This is a genomic window from Streptomyces sp. YIM 121038, assembly GCF_006088715.1.
In the GTDB taxonomy this organism is placed as follows: Bacteria; Actinomycetota; Actinomycetes; order Streptomycetales; family Streptomycetaceae; genus Streptomyces.
This window is the reverse complement of the sequence record NZ_CP030771.1, coordinates 4,192,958-4,216,841: the sequence shown is the minus strand read 5'-3', so window position 1 is coordinate 4,216,841 and position 23,884 is coordinate 4,192,958. Positions and strand designations below refer to the sequence as shown.

Below are 23,884 nucleotides of genomic sequence, written 5' to 3'. Positions count from 1 at the left end.
CACCCGGCGGCGGCGCTCCGCGTCGGGGCCGGGCCTCGCAAGGCTGGGGAGACATGGGTGGGCGGGTGGGCGAAACCCTGCCGCGATAGCGGCAGGGGCGCCCACCCGCCCGAGCACAGCGCAGCGTTACGCGTCGTAGTCCCGGTTGAACCGGTCCTCCGCCTCCCGCTGTGCGTCGTCCAGGGACTCCTGCGACTGCTCGCGCGCCTGCGAGGACCGCTCGCCCGCCTCGCCGCGCCCCCGCTGCGCGGCCTGCTTGGCCTTTTCGGAGAGCTCCTGCGCCTTGTCCTGGAACTGGTCCTTGATGCCCATGGAGGTTCACTCCCAATGTGGGTGAGGGGATTGGGCCTCGACCAGCCTGACACGGCCCGACATCCCACGCATGTCGGACAGTTACGCTCCGCTCACGCGCGCGGGGGGAGCGGCGGCCGCCGCCGGTCGGGCACGTCGTCGTACCCGGGAGGGACGGCCGCGGGGCGCGCGGCGAGGAGGTCGAGCGCGAGCCGCACCGCGTCGTCGAGCTGGGCGTGGCGCCCCTCGGCCCAGTCGAGCGGGGTGCGCAGCACGGCGAGGTCGGGCTCGACGCCGTGGTTCTCCACGCCCCAGCCGTACGCGTCGAACCAGCCCGCGTTCATCGGCACGGTGATCACCGTGCCGTCGCCGAGCACGTGGCGCCCGGTCATGCCGACGACGCCGCCCCAGGTCCGCTGCCCCACCACGGGCCCGAGCCCGAGGAGTTTGAACACGGCGGTGATCATGTCGCCGTCGGACGAGGTCGCCTCGTCCGCGAGGGCCACCACGGGGCCCCGGGGCGCGCTGGAGGCGTACGACACGGGCTGCGCGTCGCGCGTGAGGTCCCAGCCAAGGATCTTGCGGGTCAGCTTCTCCACGACGAGTTCGCTGATGTTGCCGCCCGCGTTGCCGCGCACGTCGACGATCAGCGCGGGCCGGGAGACCTCCAGGCGCAGATCGCGGTTGAACTGGGCCCAGCCGGAGCCGCCCATGTCGGGGATGTGCAGATAGCCGCACTTGCCGCCGCTGAGGTCCCGTACGACACCGCGGCGCTTGGCGACCCAGTCCTGGTAGCGCAGCGGCCGCTCGTCGATCAGCGGTACGACGGCGACGCGCCGGGCGCGGCCCTCGCCCTCGGCGGGCTCGAAGGTCAGCTCCACGGTGGTCCCGCCCGCCGCCGCGAGCAGCGGGGACGGGCCGGTCACCGGGTCCACCGGGCGCCCGTCCACGTGGGTGAGCACGGCGCCCTCCCGGATGCCCGAACCGGCGAGCGGGGAGCGCGCCTTGGAGTCGGAGGACTCGCCGGGCAGGATGCGCTTCACCATCCAGCCGTCGTCGCGGCGCACGAGGTTGGCGCCGAGCAGGCCGATGGCGCGCTGGTAGTGGGCGGGCCCCTCGTTGCGCCGGGCGGCGGTCACGTACGCGTGGGAGGTGCCCAGCTCGCCGAGGACCTCCCGGAGCAGGTCGGCGAACTCGTCGGGCGACGCGACGCGCTCCACGAGCGGCCGGTACTGGTCGAGGACGGCGTCCCAGTCGATGCCGCACATCCCGGGGTCCCAGAAGTAGGCGCGGATCAGCCGGCCCGCCTCGTCGAAGGACTGGCGCCACTCGGCGGCCGGGTCGACGTCGTGCAGGATGCGCCGCAGGTCGATCCAGACCGTGGTGTCGCCGTCGCCGGACTCCGTGGACGGCACGGCCCGCAGCTCGCCCTCGTCGACGACGACGAGCCTGCTGCCGTCGCCGCTGAGCGCGAACCAGTCGAGGTGGTCGACGAGTTCGGACTTCTTGGCCTTGGTGATGTTGAAGTACTCGAGGGTCGGCCGCCCCGAGGTGTCGGCCGGGTTGGCGAAGGTCTCGCCGAGGGCGCCCGAGATCGGCCAGCGCAGCCACACCAGGCCGCCGCCGCTCACCGGGTACAGCGCCGAGTACTTGGACGCCGACACGGGGAACGGCGTCACCCGGCTCTCCAGGCCCTCCGCCTCCACGGTCACCTGCCCGTCCCGGGACTCGTCGTCGTCCGGGTCGAGGCCGCCCGCCGCGGGCCGCCCGTCCGGAAGGAGCGCGAAGGGGGAGGGCGTGGCGGAGGACAGCGGTACGAGGTAGGGGCGGCAGCCGAGCGGGAAGGACAGGTCGCCGGTGTGCACGTCGTAGACGGGGTCGAAGCCGCGCCAGGACAGGAAGGCGAGATAGCGGCCGTCCCGGGTGAACACCGGGTTCTCGTCCTCGAAGCGGCCGTTGGTGACGTCGATGACCGTGCGCACCCCCGGGCCCTCGATCCGGGCCAGCTTGATCTGCCGCAGGGAGCGGCCGATGCCGGGGTGCGACCAGGTGAGCCAGGCGCCGTCGGGGGAGAAGGCGAGGTCGCGCACCGGCCCGTTGAGGGACCGGATCAGCTCGGTGACCTCGCCGTTGGAGTCTTCTGTCGCGTCGATGAGGAGCAGCCGTCCGTCGTGCGAGGCGATCGCGAGCCGCTCGCCGTCGGGGTCGGACACCAGCTCCAGGACCCGGCCGAGCTCCCCGGCCGCGAGGCGGCGCGGTGCGCGCTCGCCGCTGGCCCGGGGCAGATGGGCGATCTCGACCGCGTCCTCGCCCTCGGCGTCGGTGACGTAGGCGACCTGCCCGCCGGTGCCGAGCATCTCGGGGAGCCGGACGCGGACGCCGGGGGTGTCGGCGATGGTGCGGGCGGGGCCGTCGCGGTGGGTCAGCCAGTACAGGCTGCCCCGGACGACGACCGCGCTCGCCCGTCCCGTGGTGTCCACGGAGAGGGCGTCGACGTGGTGGGCGGCGGGCACCTGGTAGGTGCGGCGGCCCGCGCGCGGGCCGCCGATGGTCACCGGGACGCGGCGCGGCTCCGCGTCGGGAGCCAGGTCGTCGACGAGCCAGATCTCGCCCGCGCACTGGTAGACGACGCGGGTGCCGTCGCTGGCCGCGTGCCGGGCGTAGAAGGCGTCGTGGTCGGTGTGGCGCCGCAGGTCCTTGCCGTCGGGCAGGCAGGAGTAGAGGTTGCCGACGCCCTCGTGGTCGGAGAGGAACGCGAGGCGCCCGGCCACGAACATGGGCGCGTCCAGATGCCCTTCGAGGTCCTTCAGGACGTGCTCGCCGTGCAGCCACAGACGGCCCGTGGCGCCGCCCCGGTAGCGCTTCCAGGCGGCGGGCTCGTGCGGCGGCTTGCCGGTCAGGAGCAGCGTCTTGCGCTCGCCGTCGAGGTCGTCGACGGCGATGTCGTGGACCGGGCCCCAGGGCAGCTTGCCGCCGGGGGAGCCGTCGGTGGGCACGCTGTAGGCCCAGCAGAAGTGCGAGAAGGGCTGGCCGTGCGAGGACACGGCGAGGATCTGCCCGTCGGGCGTCCAGCCGCAGACGCGGGTGTCCGGGGAGCCCCAGTAGGTCAGGCGCCGCGCGGCCCCGCCGTCCACCGGGGCGAGGTGGATCTCCGGGTCGAGGCTGCGCCAGCTCGTGTACGCGATGTGGCGGCCGTCCGGGGCGAAGCGCGGGTGGCCGAGCTTGGTGCGGTCGGCCGTCACCCGCCAGGCCCGGCCCGGTGGGGCGCCCGCCGCGGCGAGCGGGGCCACCCACAGGTCGTCCTCGGCGACGAAGCAGAGCCGGTCGCCGCTGATGTGGGGGAAGCGGAGGTACGCCTGGGGCACGCCCCCATGCTTTTCCGGCGCGCCGGTCGCTGCAACTTGTGGGGCTTCGCCCCTTTCCCCCTCATTGGCGCTGCGCGCCTCGTCCTCAATCGCCGGACGGGCTGGATGTGTGTGACCCAGCTCATGAACGAAACCGTTTCGTTTCGATACGGGATCCGCGTACAGTGTGCGGGGCAACCAGTGAGAGGAAAGGCGACGGTCATGGCGGAGACGGCAACGGCCCGGCGCAGCCGGATCTCCCCCGAGCGCGCGGCGGAGCTGTACGAGGCCGTGCTCGAGCTGCTGCGCGAGGTGGGCTACGAGAACCTCACGATGGACGCCGTCGCCACCCGCACCCGCTCCAGCAAGGCCACGCTCTACCGCCAGTGGGGCGGCAAGCCGGAGCTCGTCGCGCGGGCGCTCAGGCACAACAAGCCGGCGTCCCTCGCGGACATCGACACCGGTTCGCTGCGCGGCGACCTCATGCGCATGGCGACCCTCCAGGACGACTGCAAGATGGAGCAGGACCACGCCCTGATGCGCGGCCTGTTCCACGCCATCCACGGCAATCCCGAACTCCACCAGGCGCTGCGCCAGTTGCTCATCGAACCGGAGCTCACCGGGCTCGACGCGATGCTGCGGCGCGCGGTCGAGCGCGGCGAGGTCGCCGCGGACAACCCGGCCCTTGAGTACGTCATCCACATGCTGGTCGGCGGCTTCGCCGCCCGTGAGCTCATCGAGGAGCGCACGGTCGACCAGGAGTTCCTCATCACGTACATCGACGCCGTGATCCTCCCCGCCCTCGGCGTCTGACCCGGGACCTCCTCGAAGCCCGGGCCCCCTCGAAGAACGTTCCACCTGACGCGAGCCGCTCACGTCGTCGGGCCGATCCCCCCTGCCCTGTAGCCACCCCACGACCTGACCGGGAGTACCCCCTCGTGGCCACGTTCCTGTACAAACTAGGCCGAATCGCCTTCCGGCGACGGCACTTCGTCGCCCTGATCTGGGTGGCGCTCCTGACCCTCGCCGGAGTGGGCGCCGCCTCCGCGCCGACCGCCGCGTCGAGCTCCTTCTCGATCCCGGGCACGGAGGCCCAGCAGGCCTTCGACCTCCTGGAGAAGCGCGCCCCCGAGGCCAGCGCCGACGGCGCGAGCGCCCGGGTGGTGTTCAAGGCGCCGGACGGCGAGAAGGTCACCGATCCGGACAACAAGGCCGCGATCTCCAAGACCGTGGGCGCCCTCGCGTCAGGATCGGACCAGGTGGCGCGCGCCGACGACCCGTTCGCGGCCAGGACGGTCTCCAAGGACGGCACCACGGCGTACGCGTCGGTGACGTACAAGGTCACCTCCATGGAGCTGTCCGACGACAGCCGGGACGCCCTGGAGAAGACCACCGACAAGGCCCGCACCGGCGGCATGACCGTCGAGGTCGGCGGTGACGCCCTCCAGGCCGTGCCGCACACCGGCGCCACGGAGGTCATCGGCATCGCCGTCGCCGCCGTCGTCCTTGTCATCACCTTCGGCTCGCTCGTGGCGGCCGGGCTTCCGCTGCTCACCGCCCTGATCGGCGTCGGCATCGGCGTCTCGTCGATCGCCGCGCTCGCCAGCGCGCTCGACCTCGGTACGACCACGTCGACGCTCGCCATGATGATCGGCCTCGCGGTCGGCATCGACTACGCCCTGTTCATCGTCTCGCGCTACCGCGCCGAGCTGGCCGAGGGCCGCGACCGCGAGGACGCGGCGGGCCGGGCCGTCGGCACGGCGGGCTCCGCCGTGGTCTTCGCCGGTCTGACGGTGGTCATCGCGCTGGTCGGCCTCGCCGTCGTCAACATCCCGATGCTCACCAAGATGGGCGTCGCGGCGGCCGGTACGGTCGCCATCGCCGTCCTGATCGCGCTCACCCTGGTCCCGGCGCTGCTCGGGTACGCGGGCCGCAAGGTCAGGCCCGCGGGCACGCAGGGCAAGCGGTTCGGCCGCGGCCGGAAGGGCGCGCCGCGGGCCGCGGAGTCCGCCGCGCCCGCGAAGGAGAACCTCGGCACCCGCTGGGCCCGCTTCGTGGTCCGCCGCCCGCTCGCCGTCCTGCTGCTCGGCGTGCTGGGCCTCGGCGCCGCCGCCGTGCCGGTGGCCGGCCTCGAACTCGGCCTGCCCGACGACGGCGCGCAGCCCACCTCCACCACCCAGCGCAAGGCCTACGACCTCATCGCGGACGGCTTCGGCCCCGGCTACAACGGCCCGCTGATGACCGTCACCGACCTCAAGGGCGTCGCCGACCCCAAGGGCGAGGCCGCCGCCGTCGCCAAGAAGATCGGCGGCCTGGACGACGTGCTCAGCGTGAGCCCGCCGGTGTTCAACAAGGCGGGCGACACGGCGATCATCAGCGTCGTGCCGTCCTCCAAGCCGAGCGGCACCGAGACCGAGGACCTCGTCCACGCCATCCGCGCCGAGGCGGCGGACGTCAAGGCCGACAGCGGCGCCGAGGTCATGGTCACCGGCACCACGGCCATGAACATCGACGTCTCGCAGAAGCTCAACGACGCGCTGATCCCCTACCTCGCGCTGGTCGTGGGCCTGGCCTTCCTGCTCCTGATCGTCGTCTTCCGCTCGGTCCTCGTCCCGCTCAAGGCGGCGCTCGGCTTCCTGCTCTCGGTGCTCGCCGCGCTCGGCGCGGTGGTCGCGGTCTTCCAGTGGGGCTGGCTCGGCTCGCTGTTCGGCGTGGAGCAGACCGGCCCGATCATGAGCATGATGCCGATCTTCATGGTGGGCGTCGTCTTCGGCCTCGCGATGGACTACGAGGTGTTCCTGGTGACCCGCATGCGCGAGGCGTACGTCCACGGGGAGAGCCCCGAGGACGCGATCGTCACCGGCTTCAAGTACGGCGCGCGGGTCGTGACGGCGGCCGCCGTCATCATGATCGCCGTCTTCGCGGGCTTCATCGGCTCCGGCGAGCAGATGGTCAAGATGATCGGCTTCGGCCTCGCGATCGCGGTCTTCTTCGACGCGTTCATCGTGCGCATGGCGATCGTCCCGGCCGTGCTCGCGCTCCTCGGCCGCAAGGCCTGGAGCCTGCCGCGCTGGCTCGACCGCGCGCTGCCGAACGTGGACGTCGAGGGCGAGGGCCTGAAGGACATGGCACCCCCGGCCACCGGCGACCGCGACGAGCGGCGGGAGCCCGTGGGCGTGTGACGCCCGCGCCCCCGGGCGCTCAGTGACTGACCGGCGTGGCGGCCGTGTACGTACGACGCAGGAAGCGCACCAGCGCGGACGAGTCGAACTGCACGACCGCCACGCCCTTGGGCGTGTGGAACTCCACCACCGCCTGCACCCGCCCGCACGGCCAGATCCGTACGTCGCCGTCGGCCGCGGGGGCCCTCAGCCCGCGCTCCAGGAGGTCGCGGTCGAGGACCCAGTCGGGTGATCCGGGGTGGTCCGCGGCCACCGTGCCGGGCAGGCCGATGCGCACCGAGCGCGGATCGGTCTGCGGGTCGTACCGCAGGGCGACGGGGACGACGACGTGGTCGTCGGGGGAGTCGGTGACGAGGTGGGCCCGGGTGACTTGTTCGACCACTGACATGGCTCTGTCCTCTCGTCGTCCCGGCCCGCGCACAGGCGGAGGCCCTCTCCCCAATGTCGCATATGTACAGATATTGAGGCGCTGGGAGGGGCGCTGTTCCGGGGCGCGGGCGGGGGCGCGTATTGGTGCTCCTACGCTCTTGCGACCTTTTCGCAAGAGCGCACATCATTGGAAGGTTCACGAGCGTCCCGCTCGGGAGCGATCCGCTCATTTCGCGTGAGTGCCTCCCCACGCTCACGACATGCACCTTTCCAGGAGCGCGCGCATGCATGTCCCCGATGGATTCATCAACGCTCCCGTATCCGCCGCCGCGGGCGTGGCCGCGGTGGGTGCCGTCGCCGTCGCGCTGCGCGGGGCACGGCGTGAACAGGGGGGCGCCTCCCGCCCGGGCGAAGCCGTGAGCGGGGGAGAGCGCACGGCGCCGCTCGCGGGTCTCGTGGCGGCCTTCATCTTCGCCGTGCAGATGCTGAACTTCCCCGTCGCCGCCGGGACGAGCGGCCACCTCCTCGGCGGCGCCCTCGCGGCGATACTCGTGGGCCCCTGCACCGGGGTCCTGTGCGTCTCCGTGGTGCTGCTCATGCAGGGCGTCCTGTTCGCGGACGGCGGCCTGACCGCACTCGGCGTGAACATCACCGTCATGGCGGTCGTCACCACGGTCGTCGCGTACGCGGTCTTCCGGGGCCTGGCGAGGCTCCTGCCGCGCGGCCGCCGCTCGCTCACCGCCGCCGCGTTCACGGCGGCCCTGCTCTCCGTGCCGGCCGCGGCCGCCGCCTTCACCCTCATCTACGCCGTCGGCGGCACCACCGACGTGCCGATCGGCAAGGTCGCCACCGCCATGATCGGCGTCCACGTCCTCATCGGCGTCGGCGAGGCCGCCATCACCGCGCTCACGGTCGGCGCGGTGATCGCCGTGCGGCCCGACCTGGTGTACGGCGCCCGCGGCCTGAGCGCGCCGCTCAAACTGCGCGTGGGCGGCGCACTCGTCGACGCGCCCGCCGCCGCCCCCGCCCCGGCGGCCCGCTCCTCCCACCGCAAGCTGTGGGCCGCGGGCCTGGTCACCTCGTTCGTCCTCGCCGGATTCGTCTCCTTCTACGCCTCCACGAACCCCGACGGCCTGGAGAAGGTCGCCCACGACAAGGGCATCGACCGCAAGGAGGAGGAGCACGCCGCCAAGGACTCGCCCTTCTTCGACTACGGCGTGCAGGGCATCACCGACAGCCGCCTCTCCGGCGGCCTCGCGGGCGTCATCGGCGTCGGCGTGACCGTCGTCGCGGGCACCGGCGTCTTCTGGGCGCTGCGCAGGCGGCGCGCCCCGTACGCGGACCAGGCGGACCCGGCGGGGACCGCCGCGGTGACCGAGCCCGCCGAGAGCGCCTGACGTGGGCGCGGGCCACGCGCACCGCCTGTACCGCCACGGCCGCTCCCCGGTGCACGCGCTGCCGCCGCACGCCAAGCTCACCGCCGTCCTCTGCTTCGTGGTCGTGGTGGTGTCCACCCCGCGCGAGGCGCTCTGGGCCTTCGCCGCGTACGCCGCGCTGCTCGCGACCGTCGCGTACGCGGCCCGCGTACCGCCCCTGTTCGTCCTGAAGCGGCTCCTGATCGAGCTCCCCTTCGTGGGGTTCGCGCTGCTGCTTCCGTTCGTCGCCCAGGGCGAGCGCGTGCACGTCCTCGGCCTCTCGCTCAGCGAGAGCGGCCTGTGGGGCGCGTGGAACGTCCTCGCCAAGGGCACCCTCGGCGTCGCCGCGTCGGTGCTGCTCGCCGCCACCACCGAACTGCGCGAACTGCTCCTCGGCCTCCAGCGCCTGCGGCTCCCGCCGCTCCTCGTCCAGATCGCCTCCTTCATGATCCGCTACGGCGACGTCATCGCCGACGAGATGCGCCGCATGCGCGTCGCGCGCGAGTCCCGCGGCTTCGAGGCCAGGGGCGTACGCCAGTGGGGCGTGCTCGCCAAGTCTGCGGGCGCGCTCTTCATCCGCTCCTACGAACGGGGCGAGCGCGTGCACCTGGCGATGATGAGCCGGGGCTACACGGGCTCCATGCCGGTCATCGACGAGGTGACGGCGAGCCGCGCCCAGTGGTCGTACGCCCTCGCCCTGCCCGTGACCGCCCTCGTCGTCTGCCTGTTGGGATGGACCCTGTGACCGCTTCCCTGGAGGTCTGTGGCCTCGCCTACGCCTACCCCGACGGCCACCAGGCCCTGTTCGGCGTGGACCTGACGATCACCCGCGGCGAGCGCGTCGCCCTGCTCGGGCCCAACGGCGCGGGCAAGACGACCCTCGTGCTCCACCTCAACGGCATCCTCACCGCGGGCGCCGGAACCGTCACCGTGGCCGGACTGCCCGTCGGCAAACGGCACATGGCGGAGATCCGCCGCAAGGTCGGCATCGTCTTCCAGGACCCGGACGACCAGCTGTTCATGCCGACCGTGCGCGAGGACGTCGCCTTCGGCCCCGCGGCGGCGGGCCTGCGCGGCCCGGAGCTCGAAGCCCGCGTGCACCGGGCGCTCGCCCGGGTCGGCATGGACGGGTACGCCGACCGCCCGCCGCACCACCTCTCCTTCGGCCAGCGGCGCCGCGTCGCCGTGGCGACGGTCCTCGCGATGGAGCCGGAGATCCTGGTCCTGGACGAGCCCTCGTCGAACCTCGACCCGGCCTCGCGCCGCGAACTCGCCGACATCCTGCGGGCGCTGGACGTCACCGTCCTGATGGTCACGCACGACCTGCCGTACGCGCTCGAACTGTGCCCCAGGGCGCTGGTCCTCAGCGAGGGCGTCATCGCGGCCGACGGCGCCACCGGCGAGCTGCTCGCCGACGAGGAGCTGATGCGCAGCCACCGCCTCGAACTCCCCTTCGGCTTCGATCCGAAGACAGCGGGAGCGGCCCGCTAGCGGAATCTTCGGCGGCGCGGGCTGGTTGGCTCAGGTATGGACGCTGACGTAGTGGCTGTGGCGGGGGCGGACACGGACGTGCACGGCACGGTCGCCCCCGGGTACGAACCGGTCGCGGACGCCTTCCGGCGCACCTTCACCGCGCTCGGCGAGCGGGGCGCGGCGGTCGTCGTGTACCGAGACGGGCGGCGCGTGGTGAACCTGTGGGGCGGCACGCGCGACGCCGACGCGCCCGCCCCCTGGGAACCCGGCACCGCCCAGATCGTCCGCTCCGCCACCAAGGGCGTGGCCGCCGCCGCGCTGCTCCTGCTGCACCAGCGCGGGCGCCTGGACCTGGACGCGCCCGTGGCGGAGTACTGGCCGGAGTTCAAGGCGCGCGGCAAGGAGCGGGCGCTCGTGCGGCACGTGCTCGCCCACCGGGCCGGGGTGCCGGTCCTCGACCGGCCGCTGACCCCCGCCGAGGCGTACTCGCCGGACCTCGCGGCCGCGGTCGTCGCCGCGCAGGCGCCCGCCTGGGAGCCGGGCACCGACCACGGCTACCACGCGCACACCTTCGGCTGGCTCACCGGGGAGCTGGTGCGCCGCGTCACCGGCCGCGCCATCGGCGACTGGATCGCGGACGAGGTCGCGGGGCCGCTGGGCCTCGACCTGTGGCTGGGGCTGCCCGACGCACAGGCCCCCCGGGTCGGGCGGCTCGGCCCCCTCACGGCCGGCACCGGGCGCGGCGGGCTGCGCGCCCGGCCCAAGCCGGAGGTCGCCGCGGCGTACGCGGACCCCGCCTCCCTGACGCGGCGCGCCTTCGCGGTCATCGACCCGGCGCCCGACGAGAACGACCCCGCCCACCGCGCGGCGGCCCTGCCCGCCTCGAACGGCGTCGCCACGGCCGACGGGCTCGCCCGCTTCTACGCTTCGCTCATCGGCGACGTCGACGGGGGCGGGCGCCTCTTCGCGCCGCCGACGCTGGCCCTCGCCCGCGGCGAGGCGTCCGCCGGGCCCGACCGGGTCCTCGTCACCCGCACCCGCTTCGGCCTCGGCTACATGCTCCACGGCCCCGCCGCCCCGCTCCTGTCCCCGGGCTCCTTCGGCCACCCCGGCCGCGGCGGCACCCTCGCCCTCGCCGACCCCGACTCGGCCCTCGCCTTCGCCTACGTCACCAACACCATGGCCAAGGGCATCACGGCGGACGCCCGGCCCCAGGCGGTGCTCCGCGCCCTGCGCACGGTACCGGCGTAGCCCTCGCGGGAGGCGCCCCAGACCCCCCGCTCCTCAAACGCCGGAGGGGCTGGGTCTTCCAGCCCGTCCGGCGTTTGAGGACGAGGCGCGGAGCGCCGAAAAGCGGGGGCACGGGGGCGGCAGCCCCCGGATCGGGAAGGGGCGGGTCCGGGGCGCCCCGCGAGGGCATCAGCCCGCGTGCAGCATCAGCCCGATCCCCGCCACCATCACGCCCGCAGCAAGCATCCGCGGCGCCCCGAACCGCTCCTTGAAGAACACCGCCCCGATCCCCGCCCCCACGATGATCGAGGACTCCCGCAGCGCGGAGATCGGCGCGAGATCGGCCCGCGTCTGCGCCCACAGGACGAGCGCGTACGCGGAGACGGAGAGGGCCGCCCCGATCAGCCCGAGCGGCGCCGCCGGCCGCACCCGCCCCACGAACCCCCCGCGCCAGAGCCACAGCGCGTACAGCGGCACGACGGTGCCCTGCACGAGCATGAGCCAGGCGACGTACCCGAGGGACGAGCCGGACGCCCGTACGCCGAGCCCGTCGACGACGGTGTACGCCGCGATGGAGACGCCGGTGGCGAGCGCGGCGCCGAGCGCGGTCCAGTCGGGCCGCCGCCCCGAGCCCCGGATGCCCCACAGGGCGAGCCCGGTGAGCCCGGCCGAGCAGACGGCGACCCCGGCGGCCTGCCACCCGCCGGGCACCTCGCCCACGAACATGGCCGCGAGCAGGGTCACCACCAGCGGCGCGGTGCCGCGCGCGATGGGGTAGGCCTGCCCGAAGTCCCCGAGCCGGTAGGACCACATGAGCAGCGCGTAGTAGGCGACGTGCAGGACGGCGGAGAGCAGCAGCCAGGGCCAGGCCCCGGCGTCGGGGACGGCCACGAAGGGGGCGAGCAGCAGCCCGATGAGGGCGCCGCCGCCCGAGATGAGCGTGAAGCCGACGAGCTTGTCGGTGATGTGGTGGGCGAGCGCGTTCCAGGCGGCGTGGGCGACGGCGGCGAGCAGGACGGCCGCGGTGACCAGCGGGGTCATCGAGCGGTTCCGGCGGCCTCGCGCACGTCCACCAGGGTGCCCCCGGCGTGGGCGACGAGGGCCTCGGGAGCCATGGGGAACACCGTGTGCGGGGTGCCCGCGGCGGCCCACACCACGTCGTGGGCGAGCAGCGAACGGTCGGCGAGGACCCGGGTCCTGGTGGCGTGCCCGAAGGGCGGCACCCCGCCGATGGCGTACCCGGTGGTCTCCCGGACGAGGGCCGCGTCGGCCCGCGTGACCCGCCGCGCGCCGAGCTCCTGGCGCACCCGCTCGACGTCGACGCGCGAGGCGCCGTCCAGGAGGACGAGGACGGGCACCCCGTCCGCGGCGAAGACCAGGGACTTGCAGATCTGGCTCAGCGCGCAGCCGATCGCGGCGGCGGCCTCGGCGGCGGTCCGGGTCCGGTCGGGGAACCGCCGGACCGCGCCGCTCAGTTCGCCGAGGCCGAGCTCGCGCAGGGCCCTGGCGAATCGGGGGTGCGCGGCTGAACCGCCGGTGTCGTACGCGTCGCTCGCAGAAGTACCCATGCGGCGCACGCTAGCGGTGCGTGTACGCGCCACGCGACCAGGTATCCGCAGACCGGACGGCCCGCCCCGCCGGCCTGCCGCCCCGTCAGCACGCCGATCCGTCAGCCCGCGGTCCCGCCGCCCCGCCGCCCCGTCGCGCGGCCCTCAGCCCCCGGCCAGCAGCACCGCCCGTACCACCGGGCCCGCCGAGTCGCCGCCGTGGCCGCCGGCCTGCACCACCGCCGCCGCGGCCACGTCCCCGCGGTAGGCCGTGAACCAGCCGTTGGGCTTCTTCTGCCCGTCGACCTCGGCGGAGCCGGTCTTCGCGCCGGAGTCGGAGCCGAGGCCCGACATCGGCTTGACCGCGGTGCCCGCGACCGCCGTGTAGTGCATGAGGTCGCGCAGGGCGGACGCCGTGGCGGGGGACATCCTCCGCGCGGCCGTCGCCAGCTTCCGCTTGTCCAGGGCGGGGGAGACCAGGTACGGCTGCCGGAACGCGCCGGACTTGACCGTCGCGGCCACCGACGCCATGTTCAGCGGGTTCATCCGCACCCCGCCCTGGCCGATGAGCGACGCCGCCATCTGCGCGTCCGACTGCACCGGCACCGCGCCGTCGAACGACGACACGCCGATCGACCAGTTGTCGTTGCCGAGCCCGAAGACGTCCCGGGCCTGCTTCGTCAGGTCGTCGTCGGAGAGCTTCTTCGCCTGGCTGATGAAGGCCGTGTTGCAGGACCGCGCGAAGCTCGCCCGGAACGTGCCGTTCTTGATCTGGAACTTGTCGTCGTTCTGGAACTTCCAGCCGCCGTACGTCTCGAACTTGGGGCAGGGGTGCTTCTTGTCGACGCCCGCGAGCTTCTTCTCCAGGAGCATCGCCGAGGACACGACCTTCATCGTGGAGCCGGGCGCGAGCGAGCCCTGGAAGGCCGTGTTGAAGCCGCCGGGGCTGGAGTTGGCGACGGCCAGGATCTCGCCGGTGCTCGGCCTCACCACCACGACGGACGCCCGCTTCCGCCTGGCCGTCTCCCGCTCGGCCGTCGCCTGCGCCTTCGGGCTGATCGTCGTCTTCAGCGTGCCCGGGGTGCCGGGCGCGAGCGTCAGGAGCGTCTTGTCGGGCGTCACCTTCGCGTCGTCGCTCTTGGTCTTCGTGCGCGCCGCGTCCCGCGCGTCCTTGCGGACGATCCGCAGCTCGATGCCGCCGGTGCCGCCCGCCTTCTTGCCGTACTTGTCGCGCAGGCCGTCGAGGACCGTGCCGAGCGAGGGGTACTTCGCGGCCGTCAGCGCGCCGCCGTCGCGGTCCAGGGCCTTGATCGGCGGGGTGCCCGCCTCGCCGGTGACCAGGCGGTCGCCGGGCTTCAGCTCCGGGTGGACGACGGACGGGCGCCAGTCGACGAGCGTCCTGCCGTCGGACGCCCGGCGCACCACCCGCAGCGCCGACGCGTACGCGTACGGCTTGCGGACCGTGCCCACCGCGCCCTCGGCCCTGCGGTTTCCCTCGTACGAGACCGTCGCCGCGGCCTTGAACGGCACCTTCGGGCTCGTGCGGCCCGCGGGCCTGCCCGGCGTGAGCCGCACCTTCGTCATCCGGGCGTCCTTCTGATACGACCGCAGGGCCGTCCGGGCCGCCGCGCGGTCGTCCGTCAGCGCGGCCGCCCGGTCCACGTCGCCCGCGGCCCAGGCCGAGAGGAACCCCCGTGCGGTGGTGCGCACTTCCGCGGCCGTCGGCGGGCCCGTCGCCACCGGCTTGCCGTCCGCCCCGCCGGAGCCGCCCTTCTCCGGCTCCCCGGCCAGGGCGTACGCGGCGAAGCCCACGCCGCACACGACGGCGACCGCGGCCCCGCCGAGCACGCCCGGACGCACCTTCTTGCGCTCGGCGACACGTCTTCTCTTGCCCACGAACCAGCCCTCCGCGATTCCCCGTCGGCCCCCGCCGCACTCTGCTCAACTCACCGAGGGCCCAACCTAGCGGGCGCCCGTCCGGGCACGGTTCGCAGTATCGTCGGATCGGGCTGTGTTCAGCCTGCGGGACGGTTGTGGCTGGGCGCGCCCGCGCGGCGGAGCCGCATAGGGACACAGCCCCGCGCCCCTTCGGGGCCCGTTCAGCGGGTGGCTCGCAGGATCGCCGCCACGATCGGGCCCGCCGTGTCCCCGCCGTGGCCGCCCTCCTGGGCCACCGCCGCGGCCGCCACGTCCCCGCGGTAGCCCGTGAACCAGCTGTTGGGCTTCTGCTGCCCGTCGACCTCCGCCGAGCCGGTCTTCGCGCCGACGCCGGGGCCGAGGCCCGCCATGGCCCGCGCGCCCGTGCCGGACAGCGCGGTGCGCCGCATCATCTGGCGCAGCTGGGCGGAGGTGGTCCCGGACAGGCCGCGCGCGGTGGCCGGTTCGCCGTCGATGAACGACTTGGGTACGAGCACGGGCTGGCGGAAGGCGCCCGTCATGGCCGTGGCCGTCACCGACGCCAGGTTCAGCGGGTTGAGCTGCACCCGGCCCTGGCCGATGGCGTTCGCCGCCCGGTCGGGGCCGGTGGAGGCGGGCACGGAGCCGTCCGCGGAGGGGATGCCGGTGCGCCAGTCGCCGCGCCCCAGGCCGAAGTTGTCGCGCGCCTCCTCGGCGAGCGAGGCGTCGGTGAGCGGCTTCTCGTCGACGAGCTTCACGAACGCGGTGTTGCAGGAGCGCGCGAAGCTGTCCGCGAGCGTGGCCCCGTCGTCCGGCGCGAGGCCGGTGAGGTTGGTGAACGTCTGGCTCTGCCAGGTCGCCGTCGAGGGGCACGGCGCCGGGCCGCCCGCCTTGGTGACGCCCTTGTCGATGAGCATCGCCGCGGTCACGATCTTCATGGTGGAGCCGGGCGCCAGCTTGCCCTGGAAGGCCGCGTTGAAGTCGTCCTCGCGGTGGTTGGCGACCGCGAGGACCTCACCGGTGCTCGGCTTGACCGCGACCGCCGACGACTCGGGGTGCCGGGCGACCGCGTCCTCGGCGGCCCGCTGCGCGGCGGCGCTCAGCGTCGTCGGCAGCGTGCCGGGTCTGCCCTCGGCGAGCGTGAGCAGCGTCGTCGTACCGGCGTCCTCCGAGGCCCGTTTCACATACAGCTCGATCCCCGGGCGGCCGCCCGCCTTCTCGCCGTACGCCGACCGCAGCTCCGCGAGCACCGGTGCGAGCGAGGGGTAGGCGTCGGCCGTCAGGACCCTGCCGTCGCGGTCCACGGCCCTGATGGGCGGCGCCGAGGCCTCGCCCGTCTCCAGGCTCTCGCCGTCGTGCAGCCGGGGGTGCACGACGGACGCCTCCCAGTCGACCAGCGGCCGCCCGGTGGTCCGGCCGCGCACGACCTCGAACGACGACTCGTACGCCAGGGCCTTGGACGTGCCCTCGTACGACACGGTGGCGCGCACCGAGAACGGCACGTGCGTGCCGTCGATCCGGCCCGCCGTCAGGCGCACGCGGCGGATGTGCGCGTCCTCGCGGTAGCCGGTCAGGGCGCGCGCGGCGCTCTCCTGGTCGTTCGTGTACACGGCCGCCGTGTCCGCGTCCCCCTTCGCCCACGCCGCGAGGAACGTCCGCGCGGTGTCGCGGACCTCCTTCGCGTCGAGCGGCCTCTTCCGCGCCGCCGCGGGCGAGGCCGAACCGCCGTCGTCGTTCAGCGCGTTCACCACGTTGTACGTGCCGTAGCCGGCGCCCCCCACCATGACGGCGAAGACCCCGCCGACGATGACGCTCTTCACTCGTTTGCGCATGAAGCGCTCCCTCCCCAGGAATGCCCTCACTTTAGGAGGAGGAAGAGCGCTCCACCCGGGCTTTCACAAGGGCAGGCGGGTCCTGGCCGGATGTTCTGGCGCATTCTCGATCGTGATTAATCAGTGCGAATCACGGATCCGTTGAGGATCGGTCGGAAAGGGCCCGGAAAGGGCCCGGAAGGAGCGGGGGCGGGATCGGGCCAACTGGCGTGGTTCCAGCCGCCGTGCGGGGGAGTTGTCCGCGAACCCTCCCGGAATTGTCCGTGATCCGTAACAGCGGGATCCTCCGGCCGCCGCGCCTCATCTTGCCGTGCGGTCGCGAGGCGACCGGGGACGGGCTGGGGACTGTTGAGAGGGGCGGACATGGCGCGGCACAGCGGCGGGCGGGGCTGGTACGGCAAGGTGGTCGGGGCGGCGCTCGGGGTGATGCTGCTCGCCACCGGCGCCTCGGTGTGGACCGCGCAGGCCGGTGACGCCGAGGACGCGGCACCGCAGGCGACCGGCCCCGCCGAGCCCGCCGTCAAGCCGGTCCCGGAGTCCATCGCGCACGCCTCGGAGAAGGGCCGACGCGCCGTCAACATCACCATCGACGACGGCCCCGACCCCCAGTGGACCCCGCCGATGCTCGACCTGCTGCGCCAGTACGACGTGAAGGCCACGTTCTGCATGGTGGGCACGCAGGCGCAGGCCCACCCGGACCTCGTCAAGAAGGTGGTCGCGCAGGGGCACCGGCTGTGCGACCACACGGTGTCGCACAACACCGCCATGGACAAGGACACCCAGGCCTACCAGTCGAAGCAGATACTCGACGCCGAACGCATGATCACCAAGGCGTCCGGGGGCGTGCGGCCGATGTACTACCGGGCGCCCGGCGGGGCCTTCACCCCCTACAGCCGCAAGCTCGCCGCCTCCCGCGGCATGCGCCCGCTGGGCTGGAACGTGGACACCAAGGACTTCGAGCGGCCCGGCACGGACGCCATCGTCGCCACCGTCCAGCGCGAGCTGTCCAACGGCCCGACGCTGCTCTTCCACGACGCGGGCGGCGACCGCACCCAGACCGTCGAGGCCCTGCGCCGCCTCCTGCCCTGGCTCAAGGGGCAGGGCTACTCCTTCGGCTTCCCGGTGCGCTGAGCCCCGCCCGCCCCCCCCGGCTAGACCCAGGTGTCCAGCCACATCCGCGACCGCCACGACTCGATCGGGATCGCGGTGCCCGTGTAGATCGGCCAGAAGTAGATGAAGTTCCAGAAGATCAGCAGGACCAGGACGCCCGCGCTCGCCGCGCCCGCCACCCGGCGCCGCTCGCTGGAGCCCGGCGGCCCGATCAGCGCGCCCACGAGCATCGCCACGGCCAGGCACAGGAACGGCACGAAGACCACGGCGTAGAAGTAGAAGATGGTCCGTTCCTGGTACATGAACCACGGCAGATAGCCCGCCGCGACCCCGCAGACGATCGCGCCCGCGCGCCAGTCCCTGCGGAAGAACCACCGCCACAGCACGTAGAGCAGCGCGGCGCCCGCCGCCCACCACAGCAGCGGGGTGCCGAGGGCGAGGACCTCGCGGGCGCACTTCTCCTTGGTGTCGGCCGGGCAGCCGTCCTTGCCGGGCAGCGGCGACTCGTAGAAGTACGAGACGGGACGGCCGTCGACGATCCAGCTCCACGGGTTCGACTGGTAGGTGTGCGGCGAGGACAGGCCGACGTGGAAGTCGTACACCTTGTTCTCGTAGTGCCACAGGCTGCGCAGCCAGTCCGGGAGCCAGGTGAAGCTGCCGCCCTTGCCGTCCGTCGCCGCCCAGTTGCGGTAGTAGCCGCCGGTGCCGTCGCTCGGCGAGAGGATCCAGCCGAGCCAGGAGAGCAGATACGTGCCGACGGCGACCGGCACCGTCGCGACGAACGCGGGCAGCACGTCCAGCCTGAGCACCGCCGCGTACGGCCGCCGCGCCCCGGCCACGCGGCGCGCGCCCACGTCCCAGGCCACGGTCATCAGGCAGAAGAACACCATGACGTACAGGCCGTTCCACTTGGTCGCGAAGGCCAGGCCGAGGCAGAGCCCCGCCGCCCAGCGCCACGGCCGCCACCCCAGGCGCGTGGTCTCGGCGACGCGCCGGTCCGGGCGCACCGCGCCGTCGGCGTCCGGCGGCAGCGCCGCCGCGAGCCGGGCGCGCGCCCGGTCCCGGTCCACCAGGAGGCAGCCGAACGCGGCGAGCACGAAGAACATGAGGACCTGGTCGAGCAGCGCGGTCCGGCTCATCACGAAGTGCAGCCCGTCCACGGTGAGCAGCGCGCCCGCGAGGCAGCCGAGGAACGTGGAGCGGAACAGGCGCCGCCCGATCCGGCACAGCATCAGGACCGACAGGGTGCCGAGCACCGCCGTCATGAACCGCCAGCCGAACGGGTCGAAGCCGAACAGCCACTCGCCGACGGCGATCACGTACTTGCCGACCGGCGGATGCACCACGTACGCGGCGTCCGTGGGCAGCGCGATGCCGTCGCCCTGCTGGACGACCGCGTCGTTGATCTTGTCGGGCCAGCTCAGCTCGTAGCCGCGGTGGAGCAGCGCCCAGGCGTCCTTGGCGTAGTACGTCTCGTCGAATATCACCGCCTTCGGGCTGCCCAGGTTCCAGAACCGCAGCAGCCCCGCCACCAGGGCGACCAGGAGCGGCCCGCCCCAGCCCGACCAGCGGGTCAGCCGCCGCGCGGTGTCCGGGGGCACCCCGAGCGCCGCCCAGATCCGCGCGCCCGGTTCGGCGTACGGCGGGACGAGCCGGGCCCGCACGTCGGCTCCGGTCCGGGCCGCGTGGCCGAAGCGGCGCAGTCTGCGGTGCCAGGGCGACGGCTGCTGTTCCTCGGCTCGGCGGCCCTCACGAGTGTCCGGGGACGACGCGGTACTGGTCACCGCGCCATCGTAGGGAACCAGACTGTGACAGTCCCGCGGCCCGCCCCTGCGAGGATGGAACCGTGACAGGAAGCGCAGACTCAAGCCCCGACGGCACGCCCGGCACCACGCCCGCGGGCTCTCCCGGCGGCACCGGCACGCTCGTCCTCGCGGGCACCCCCATCGGCGACACCGCGGACGCCCCGCCCCGGCTCGCCGCCGAACTGGAGCGCGCCGACGTCGTGGCCGCCGAGGACACCCGCAGGCTCAAGCGGCTGACGCAGGCGCTCGGCGTGACGGTGGGCGGCCGCGTGGTGTCGTACTTCGAGGGCAACGAATCGGCGCGCACGCCCGAGCTCGCCGACGCGCTCGAAGGCGGCGCGCGGGTGCTGCTCGTGACCGACGCGGGCATGCCGTCGGTCTCCGACCCCGGCTACCGCCTGGTCGCGGCCGCCGTCGAGCGCGGCATCCGGGTCACCGCGGTGCCCGGGCCCTCCGCCGTGCTGACCGCGCTCGCGCTCTCCGGGCTTCCCGTGGACCGGTTCTGCTTCGAGGGCTTCCTGCCCCGCAAGGCGGGCGAACGCCTCGCCCGCCTGCGCGAGGCCGCCGACGAGCGGCGCACCCTGGTGTACTTCGAGGCCCCGCACCGCCTGGCCGACGCCCTCGCCGCGATGGCCGAGGCCTTCGGGCCCGAGCGCCGGGCCGCCGTCTGCCGCGAGCTGACCAAGACGTACGAGGAGGTCCGCCGCGGCCCCCTCAAGGAGCTCGCCGAGTGGGCGGCCGACGGGGTGCGCGGCGAGATCACCGTCGTCGTGACGGGCGCGCCCGAGCCCAGCGCCGACGCGCTCGACGACGACGAGCTGGTGCGCCGGGTCCGGGTGCGCGAGGAGGCGGGGGAGCGGCGCAAGGAGGCGATCGCCGCCGTGGCCGCCGACGCCGGGCTCCCCAAGCGGCGCGTTTTCGACGCCGTGGTCGCGGCGAAGCACGCGCCCTGAGGCGTGGCGCGAGACGGGTGCGACAGCGTGTGCGCAGGGGCGTGAGATACCGGCGCACACGCTTGCTACCTGCACCTTTTACGTCCCCGCCGGGCGTCGGGGGCGCGGGGGTTTTATTCCTCCGAGCGGCCCATCGCCTGGCAAAGGACTATCGTGAAAGGCAAAAGCGCGGGCCCCGCGTCCGGCCGAATTCCTATGGGAATGCCAAATCGGGCCCAACAGTGCACAGGTCTGGTGCACTCGCTGCGGGAAAGGCGTCCACTGGTGGTCAGGGACGCACCCGTCCCTCGCCGCCAGGCCCGGGTCCGGGCAGGACGCTCCGGGCCGGTGGCGCTTGTCCTGCGGACAAGAGGAGCTCGCATGAGTGAGATCGCAGACACCGGTCACCGCACGGCTGTCGACGTCGTCCATGAGTCCTACGCGTTCGCCTGCATGCGCTGCGGGCACGGCTGGGAACAGTCGTACGAGATAGAGCACCACGTGGACGCCAAGGGGCAGGAGTTCGTGATGTATCTGGCGGGCGGGCAGCGCGTGCCGTCCCCGCTCACCCGGCCCACCTGCCTGAACTGCGGGGGCCACGTCGTACGGATCATGCGCGCGGGCCAGGTGTCGACCGTGCGGTCCGCTCTTGAGTCCATGCACCGCCAGCCCCACACCGAGCACCCGCCGTCCGCCACGAAGGTCCCGGCGAGCGACGGCTCCGCCGAGGACGCGGAGGGCTCCGCCAAGCACCACTGGCACCTCTCGGACCTGCTGCACCCCTTCCAGAACCACCGCAAGGCGGGCTGAGGCCCGCTGCGGCGCGGGGGCGGGGCGAGGGGGCCCGCGGCCGGGCTCCGCAGGACGGGCTCCGTAGGATCGGGGCATGCCCGCCGACACCACCCCGCCCCCGGCCCCCGCCCCGCTCAGGGTCCCGGTCGCCGACTCCCACACCCACCTGGACATGCAGTCCGCCACCGTCGAGGAGGCGCTCGCCAAGGCCGCGTCGGTGGGCGTGACCACGGTCGTCCAGGTCGGCTGCGACGTCGCCGGGTCCCGGTGGGCCGCCGAGACCGCCGCGGCGCACGCCGCCGTCCACGCGGCGGTGGCCCTTCACCCGAACGAGGCGCCGCGGATCGTGCACGGCGATCCCGACGGATGGTCGCGGCAGGGGGCGCGCGCGGCCGGAGGCGAGGCCGCGCTCGACGAGGCGCTCGCCGAGATCGACCGGCTCGCCGCGCTGCCGCACGTCAAGGGCGTCGGCGAGACCGGCCTCGACCACTTCCGCACCGGCCCGGAGGGCATGGCCGCGCAGGAACGGTCCTTCCGCGCCCACATCGAGATCGCCAAGCGGCACGGCAAGGCCCTGGTCATCCACGACCGCGAGGCCCACGACGACGTGCTGCGCGTCCTCAAGGAGGAGGGCGCCCCCGAGCGCACCGTCTTCCACTGCTACTCCGGCGACGCCGCGATGGCCGAGGTGTGCGCGGAGCACGGCTACTTCATGTCCTTCGCGGGCAACGTCACCTTCAAGAACGCGGGACACCTGCGCGAGGCGCTCGCCGTGGCCCCGCTGGAGCTCGTCCTGGTCGAGACCGACGCCCCGTTCCTGACCCCCGCGCCCTACCGCGGACGGCCCAACGCCCCGTATCTCATTCCGGTCACGCTGCGCGCCATGGCCGAGGTGAAGGGTCTCGACGAGGACGCCATGGCCGCGGCCGTCTCGGCGAACACGGCCCGCGCCTTTGCTTACTGATCGATAACGGCCGAAGCGTTCCAGGGCCTGACAGCCTGGGGCAGTGCCGCGACACAGAGTAGTCACCCTGCTTTGGAGAGTGACGGCCGCTCCGCTAGGTTCTGCAAGCCGATCTGCACATGGCTTGTCAGTGGTTCACATGTCAGCTGGAGCGTCGCCGTGAGCACACCGCAGTACGAGACGTATGGGCAGGCGCCGTTCGCGCCCCACGAGCCGTACGGGGGCGGCACGGCCGCCGTGGGGCACGGAGGGTACGAGGATCCGTACCGGCCCGCGTACGAAATGGCCCCGGGGGCCGGGGAGTACGGCGCGTACGCGGTCGGCGGCGACGGGAGCGCGCCCGGCGCCACGGAGTACGGCGGATACGCCGAGCAGGACGGGCACGTCGAGTACGCCGGGGCCGGGGCCCTGGACGACCCGGGCGGGCCCGGGAGCGCCGAGCCCGCCCAGGACGCCGATGCCGAGGCCGACACCGTGCCCCCGCTGCCCCGGCAGGCCGAGGGGCCCCGGAGCGCGGGGCGCGCCCGGACCCGGCGCGCCGCGCGGCGCAAGCGGAGCGGCGAGCGGCCCGACGGCCTGCGCAGGCTCGTCCCGCAGGCCCTCGTCGTCGCCTTCCTCGCGGGCGGCACCTCCGCCTTCGTCGCCAACGACAAGGCCATCCAGCTCAGCGTCGACGGCAAGTCCCGCACCCTGCACACCTTCGCCGACGACGTCGGGGAGCTCCTCGCCGACGAGGGCGTCGACGTCGGCACCCACGACATCGTGGCGCCCACCGCCGGGACCGTGCTCGCCAGCGGCGACGAGATCGCCGTCCGCTACGGCCGCCCCGTGCAACTCACCCTCGACGGCAGGAGCCGCCAGGTGTGGACCACCGCCCGCACCGTCGACGGCGCGCTGCGCCAGCTCGGCGTGCGCGCCGAGGGCGCCTATCTGTCGGCCTCGCGCAGCAAGCGCATCGCCCGCGAGGGCCTCGAACTCGACGTCCGCACCGAGCGCACCGTGACCGTCATGGCCGACGGCCGGGCCCGCACCCTCCGCACCAACGCCGCGACCGTCCGCGAGGCCGTGGAGGAGTCCGGCGTCACCCTGCGCGGCTCCGACACGACGTCCGTGCCGCCGGACAGCTTCCCGCGCGACGGGCAGACCATCACCGTCATGCGCATCTCCGGCCGCAAGGAGGTGCGCGAGGAGGTCATCCCCTTCGAGGTCCGCAAGACCGAGGACGCCTCGCTGCTGCGCGGCACGGAGGCCGTGGTGCAGGCCGGGCACGCAGGGGCCCGGCGGGTCACCTACGCGCTGCGCACCGTCAACGGCGTGAAGCAGAAGCCGCGGCGCATCAAGAGCGAGGTGGTGCGCGAGCCGCAGACGCGCATCGTGAAGGTCGGCACGAAGGCCCCGCCCACGTCCGTGCCCGGGGCCGACGGGCTCGACTGGGGCGCCCTCGCGCACTGCGAGTCCGGGGGACGGCCCAACGCGGTCGACCCCTCCGGCACCTACGGCGGGCTCTACCAGTTCGACACGCGCACCTGGCAGGGCCTCGGCGGCTCCGGACGCCCCCAGGACGCCCCCGCCGCCGAACAGACCCACCGCGCGAAGAAGCTCTACGTCCAGCGCGGCGCGAGCCCCTGGCCGCACTGCGGCAAACGCCTCTAGCCCCGGGCTCCGACCAGCAGCGATCACCGGGGCCCCGCCCACCTGCCCA

19 protein-coding genes are annotated in these 23,884 nt (G+C 73.8%); 11 read left to right on the top strand and 8 right to left on the bottom strand.

What is annotated here, in order from left to right:
• Positions 1 to 126: 126 nt before the first annotated feature.
• Together C9F11_RS17540 and C9F11_RS17535 are read right to left on the bottom strand one after the other, a co-directional pair.
• Positions 127 to 312 carry a hypothetical protein gene (locus C9F11_RS17540; protein WP_138960186.1) on the bottom strand — a complete coding sequence of 62 codons (186 nt, stop codon included), beginning with the start codon at positions 310 to 312 and terminating at the stop codon, positions 127 to 129.
• Positions 313 to 404: 92 nt separating this feature from the next.
• Positions 405 to 3,656 (bottom strand): S41 family peptidase, encoded by a 3,252-nt coding sequence (locus tag C9F11_RS17535; protein WP_138960185.1) that lies wholly within the window; start codon positions 3,654 to 3,656, stop codon positions 405 to 407.
• A gap of 201 nt (positions 3,657 to 3,857) precedes the next feature.
• Here C9F11_RS17535 and C9F11_RS17530 point away from each other — a divergent pair, with 201 nt between their 5' ends.
• Complete coding sequence (locus C9F11_RS17530; RefSeq protein WP_138960184.1) at positions 3,858 to 4,448, top strand: TetR/AcrR family transcriptional regulator; 591 nt, start codon at positions 3,858 to 3,860, stop codon at positions 4,446 to 4,448.
• A 125-nt stretch (positions 4,449 to 4,573) separates the two neighbouring features.
• Complete coding sequence (locus C9F11_RS17525; RefSeq protein WP_138960183.1) at positions 4,574 to 6,817, top strand: MMPL family transporter; 2,244 nt, start codon at positions 4,574 to 4,576, stop codon at positions 6,815 to 6,817.
• A 19-nt stretch (positions 6,818 to 6,836) separates the two neighbouring features.
• On the opposite strand, the gene C9F11_RS17520 is transcribed toward C9F11_RS17525, so the two are convergent.
• Entirely contained in the window at positions 6,837 to 7,205 is a 369-nt protein-coding gene (locus tag C9F11_RS17520; protein ID WP_138960182.1) for an SsgA family sporulation/cell division regulator, read from the bottom strand.
• 265 nt (positions 7,206 to 7,470) lie between these two features.
• Here C9F11_RS17520 and C9F11_RS17515 point away from each other — a divergent pair, with 265 nt between their 5' ends.
• Genes C9F11_RS17515 through C9F11_RS17500 form a run of 4 tightly spaced genes read left to right on the top strand, consistent with a single transcriptional unit; the run spans position 7,471 to position 11,325 of the window.
• Positions 7,471 to 8,583 carry an energy-coupling factor ABC transporter permease gene (locus tag C9F11_RS17515; RefSeq protein ID WP_138960181.1) on the top strand — a complete coding sequence of 371 codons (1,113 nt, stop codon included), beginning with the start codon at positions 7,471 to 7,473 and terminating at the stop codon, positions 8,581 to 8,583.
• A gap of 1 nt (position 8,584) precedes the next feature.
• Positions 8,585 to 9,346: a cobalt ECF transporter T component CbiQ gene (cbiQ, locus tag C9F11_RS17510; protein ID WP_138960180.1), complete on the top strand. Its 762-nt coding sequence runs from the start codon at positions 8,585 to 8,587 to the stop codon at positions 9,344 to 9,346.
• Positions 9,334 to 10,092 (top strand): ABC transporter ATP-binding protein, encoded by a 759-nt coding sequence (locus tag C9F11_RS17505; protein WP_138960179.1) that lies wholly within the window; start codon positions 9,334 to 9,336, stop codon positions 10,090 to 10,092. The genes cbiQ and C9F11_RS17505 overlap by 13 nt, the downstream gene beginning before the upstream one ends.
• Before the next feature lie 36 nt (positions 10,093 to 10,128).
• Positions 10,129 to 11,325, top strand: a complete 1,197-nt coding sequence (locus C9F11_RS17500) for a serine hydrolase domain-containing protein (protein ID WP_138960178.1) — start codon at positions 10,129 to 10,131, stop codon at positions 11,323 to 11,325.
• A 168-nt stretch (positions 11,326 to 11,493) separates the two neighbouring features.
• On the opposite strand, the gene C9F11_RS17495 is transcribed toward C9F11_RS17500, so the two are convergent.
• The 4 genes from C9F11_RS17495 to C9F11_RS17480 form a co-directional block, all read right to left on the bottom strand.
• Positions 11,494 to 12,345, bottom strand: a complete 852-nt coding sequence (locus tag C9F11_RS17495) for a DMT family transporter (protein ID WP_138960177.1) — start codon at positions 12,343 to 12,345, stop codon at positions 11,494 to 11,496.
• Positions 12,342 to 12,872: a YbaK/EbsC family protein gene (locus tag C9F11_RS17490; protein WP_138960176.1), complete on the bottom strand. Its 531-nt coding sequence runs from the start codon at positions 12,870 to 12,872 to the stop codon at positions 12,342 to 12,344. Before C9F11_RS17490 ends, C9F11_RS17495 begins: the two co-directional genes overlap by 4 nt.
• 144 nt (positions 12,873 to 13,016) lie before the next feature.
• Complete coding sequence (locus C9F11_RS17485) at positions 13,017 to 14,747, bottom strand: penicillin-binding transpeptidase domain-containing protein (RefSeq protein ID WP_138960175.1); 1,731 nt, start codon at positions 14,745 to 14,747, stop codon at positions 13,017 to 13,019.
• Between the two features lie 203 nt (positions 14,748 to 14,950).
• Positions 14,951 to 16,579, bottom strand: coding sequence for a penicillin-binding transpeptidase domain-containing protein (locus C9F11_RS17480; protein WP_138960174.1), 1,629 nt, complete (start codon positions 16,577 to 16,579; stop codon positions 14,951 to 14,953).
• Positions 16,580 to 16,942: 363 nt separating this feature from the next.
• Between C9F11_RS17480 and C9F11_RS17475 the strand changes: the two genes are divergently transcribed.
• On the top strand, positions 16,943 to 17,710 hold the full coding sequence (locus C9F11_RS17475) for a polysaccharide deacetylase family protein (protein ID WP_138960173.1): 768 nt from the start codon (positions 16,943 to 16,945) through the stop codon (positions 17,708 to 17,710).
• 20 nt (positions 17,711 to 17,730) lie between these two features.
• Here C9F11_RS17475 and C9F11_RS17470 read toward each other — a convergent pair whose 3' ends face one another.
• Entirely contained in the window at positions 17,731 to 19,473 is a 1,743-nt protein-coding gene (locus C9F11_RS17470; RefSeq protein WP_138960172.1) for a phospholipid carrier-dependent glycosyltransferase, read from the bottom strand.
• A gap of 161 nt (positions 19,474 to 19,634) precedes the next feature.
• On the opposite strand from C9F11_RS17470, the gene rsmI reads away from it, so the two are divergent.
• From rsmI to C9F11_RS17450, 4 genes are all read left to right on the top strand, one after another.
• Complete coding sequence (rsmI, locus tag C9F11_RS17465; protein ID WP_249402191.1) at positions 19,635 to 20,447, top strand: 16S rRNA (cytidine(1402)-2'-O)-methyltransferase; 813 nt, start codon at positions 19,635 to 19,637, stop codon at positions 20,445 to 20,447.
• A 360-nt stretch (positions 20,448 to 20,807) separates the two neighbouring features.
• Positions 20,808 to 21,236 carry a hypothetical protein gene (locus tag C9F11_RS17460; protein ID WP_138960170.1) on the top strand — a complete coding sequence of 143 codons (429 nt, stop codon included), beginning with the start codon at positions 20,808 to 20,810 and terminating at the stop codon, positions 21,234 to 21,236.
• 76 nt (positions 21,237 to 21,312) lie between these two features.
• The gene (locus C9F11_RS17455; RefSeq protein ID WP_138960169.1) at positions 21,313 to 22,182 is read left to right on the top strand and encodes a TatD family hydrolase; all 870 of its coding nucleotides are present in this window, start codon (positions 21,313 to 21,315) and stop codon (positions 22,180 to 22,182) included.
• A 159-nt stretch (positions 22,183 to 22,341) separates the two neighbouring features.
• Complete coding sequence (locus C9F11_RS17450; protein WP_249401767.1) at positions 22,342 to 23,835, top strand: resuscitation-promoting factor; 1,494 nt, start codon at positions 22,342 to 22,344, stop codon at positions 23,833 to 23,835.
• Positions 23,836 to 23,884: the final 49 nt, after the last annotated feature.

What these genes read in the sequence shown, in the direction of transcription:
- C9F11_RS17540 (WP_138960186.1), bottom strand. Translation starts at nt 312, where the DNA reads ATGGGCATCAAGGACCAGTTCCAGGACAAGGCGCAGGAGCTCTCCGAA.
- C9F11_RS17530 (WP_138960184.1), top strand. Translation starts at nt 3,858, where the DNA reads ATGGCGGAGACGGCAACGGCCCGGCGCAGCCGGATCTCCCCCGAGCGC.
- C9F11_RS17520 (WP_138960182.1), bottom strand. Translation starts at nt 7,205, where the DNA reads ATGTCAGTGGTCGAACAAGTCACCCGGGCCCACCTCGTCACCGACTCC.
- C9F11_RS17515 (WP_138960181.1), top strand. Translation starts at nt 7,471, where the DNA reads ATGCATGTCCCCGATGGATTCATCAACGCTCCCGTATCCGCCGCCGCG.
- C9F11_RS17505 (WP_138960179.1), top strand. Translation starts at nt 9,334, where the DNA reads ATGGACCCTGTGACCGCTTCCCTGGAGGTCTGTGGCCTCGCCTACGCC.
- C9F11_RS17500 (WP_138960178.1), top strand. Translation starts at nt 10,129, where the DNA reads ATGGACGCTGACGTAGTGGCTGTGGCGGGGGCGGACACGGACGTGCAC.
- C9F11_RS17495 (WP_138960177.1), bottom strand. Translation starts at nt 12,345, where the DNA reads ATGACCCCGCTGGTCACCGCGGCCGTCCTGCTCGCCGCCGTCGCCCAC.
- C9F11_RS17490 (WP_138960176.1), bottom strand. Translation starts at nt 12,872, where the DNA reads ATGGGTACTTCTGCGAGCGACGCGTACGACACCGGCGGTTCAGCCGCG.
- C9F11_RS17480 (WP_138960174.1), bottom strand. Translation starts at nt 16,579, where the DNA reads ATGCGCAAACGAGTGAAGAGCGTCATCGTCGGCGGGGTCTTCGCCGTC.
- C9F11_RS17475 (WP_138960173.1), top strand. Translation starts at nt 16,943, where the DNA reads ATGGCGCGGCACAGCGGCGGGCGGGGCTGGTACGGCAAGGTGGTCGGG.
- C9F11_RS17460 (WP_138960170.1), top strand. Translation starts at nt 20,808, where the DNA reads ATGAGTGAGATCGCAGACACCGGTCACCGCACGGCTGTCGACGTCGTC.
- C9F11_RS17455 (WP_138960169.1), top strand. Translation starts at nt 21,313, where the DNA reads ATGCCCGCCGACACCACCCCGCCCCCGGCCCCCGCCCCGCTCAGGGTC.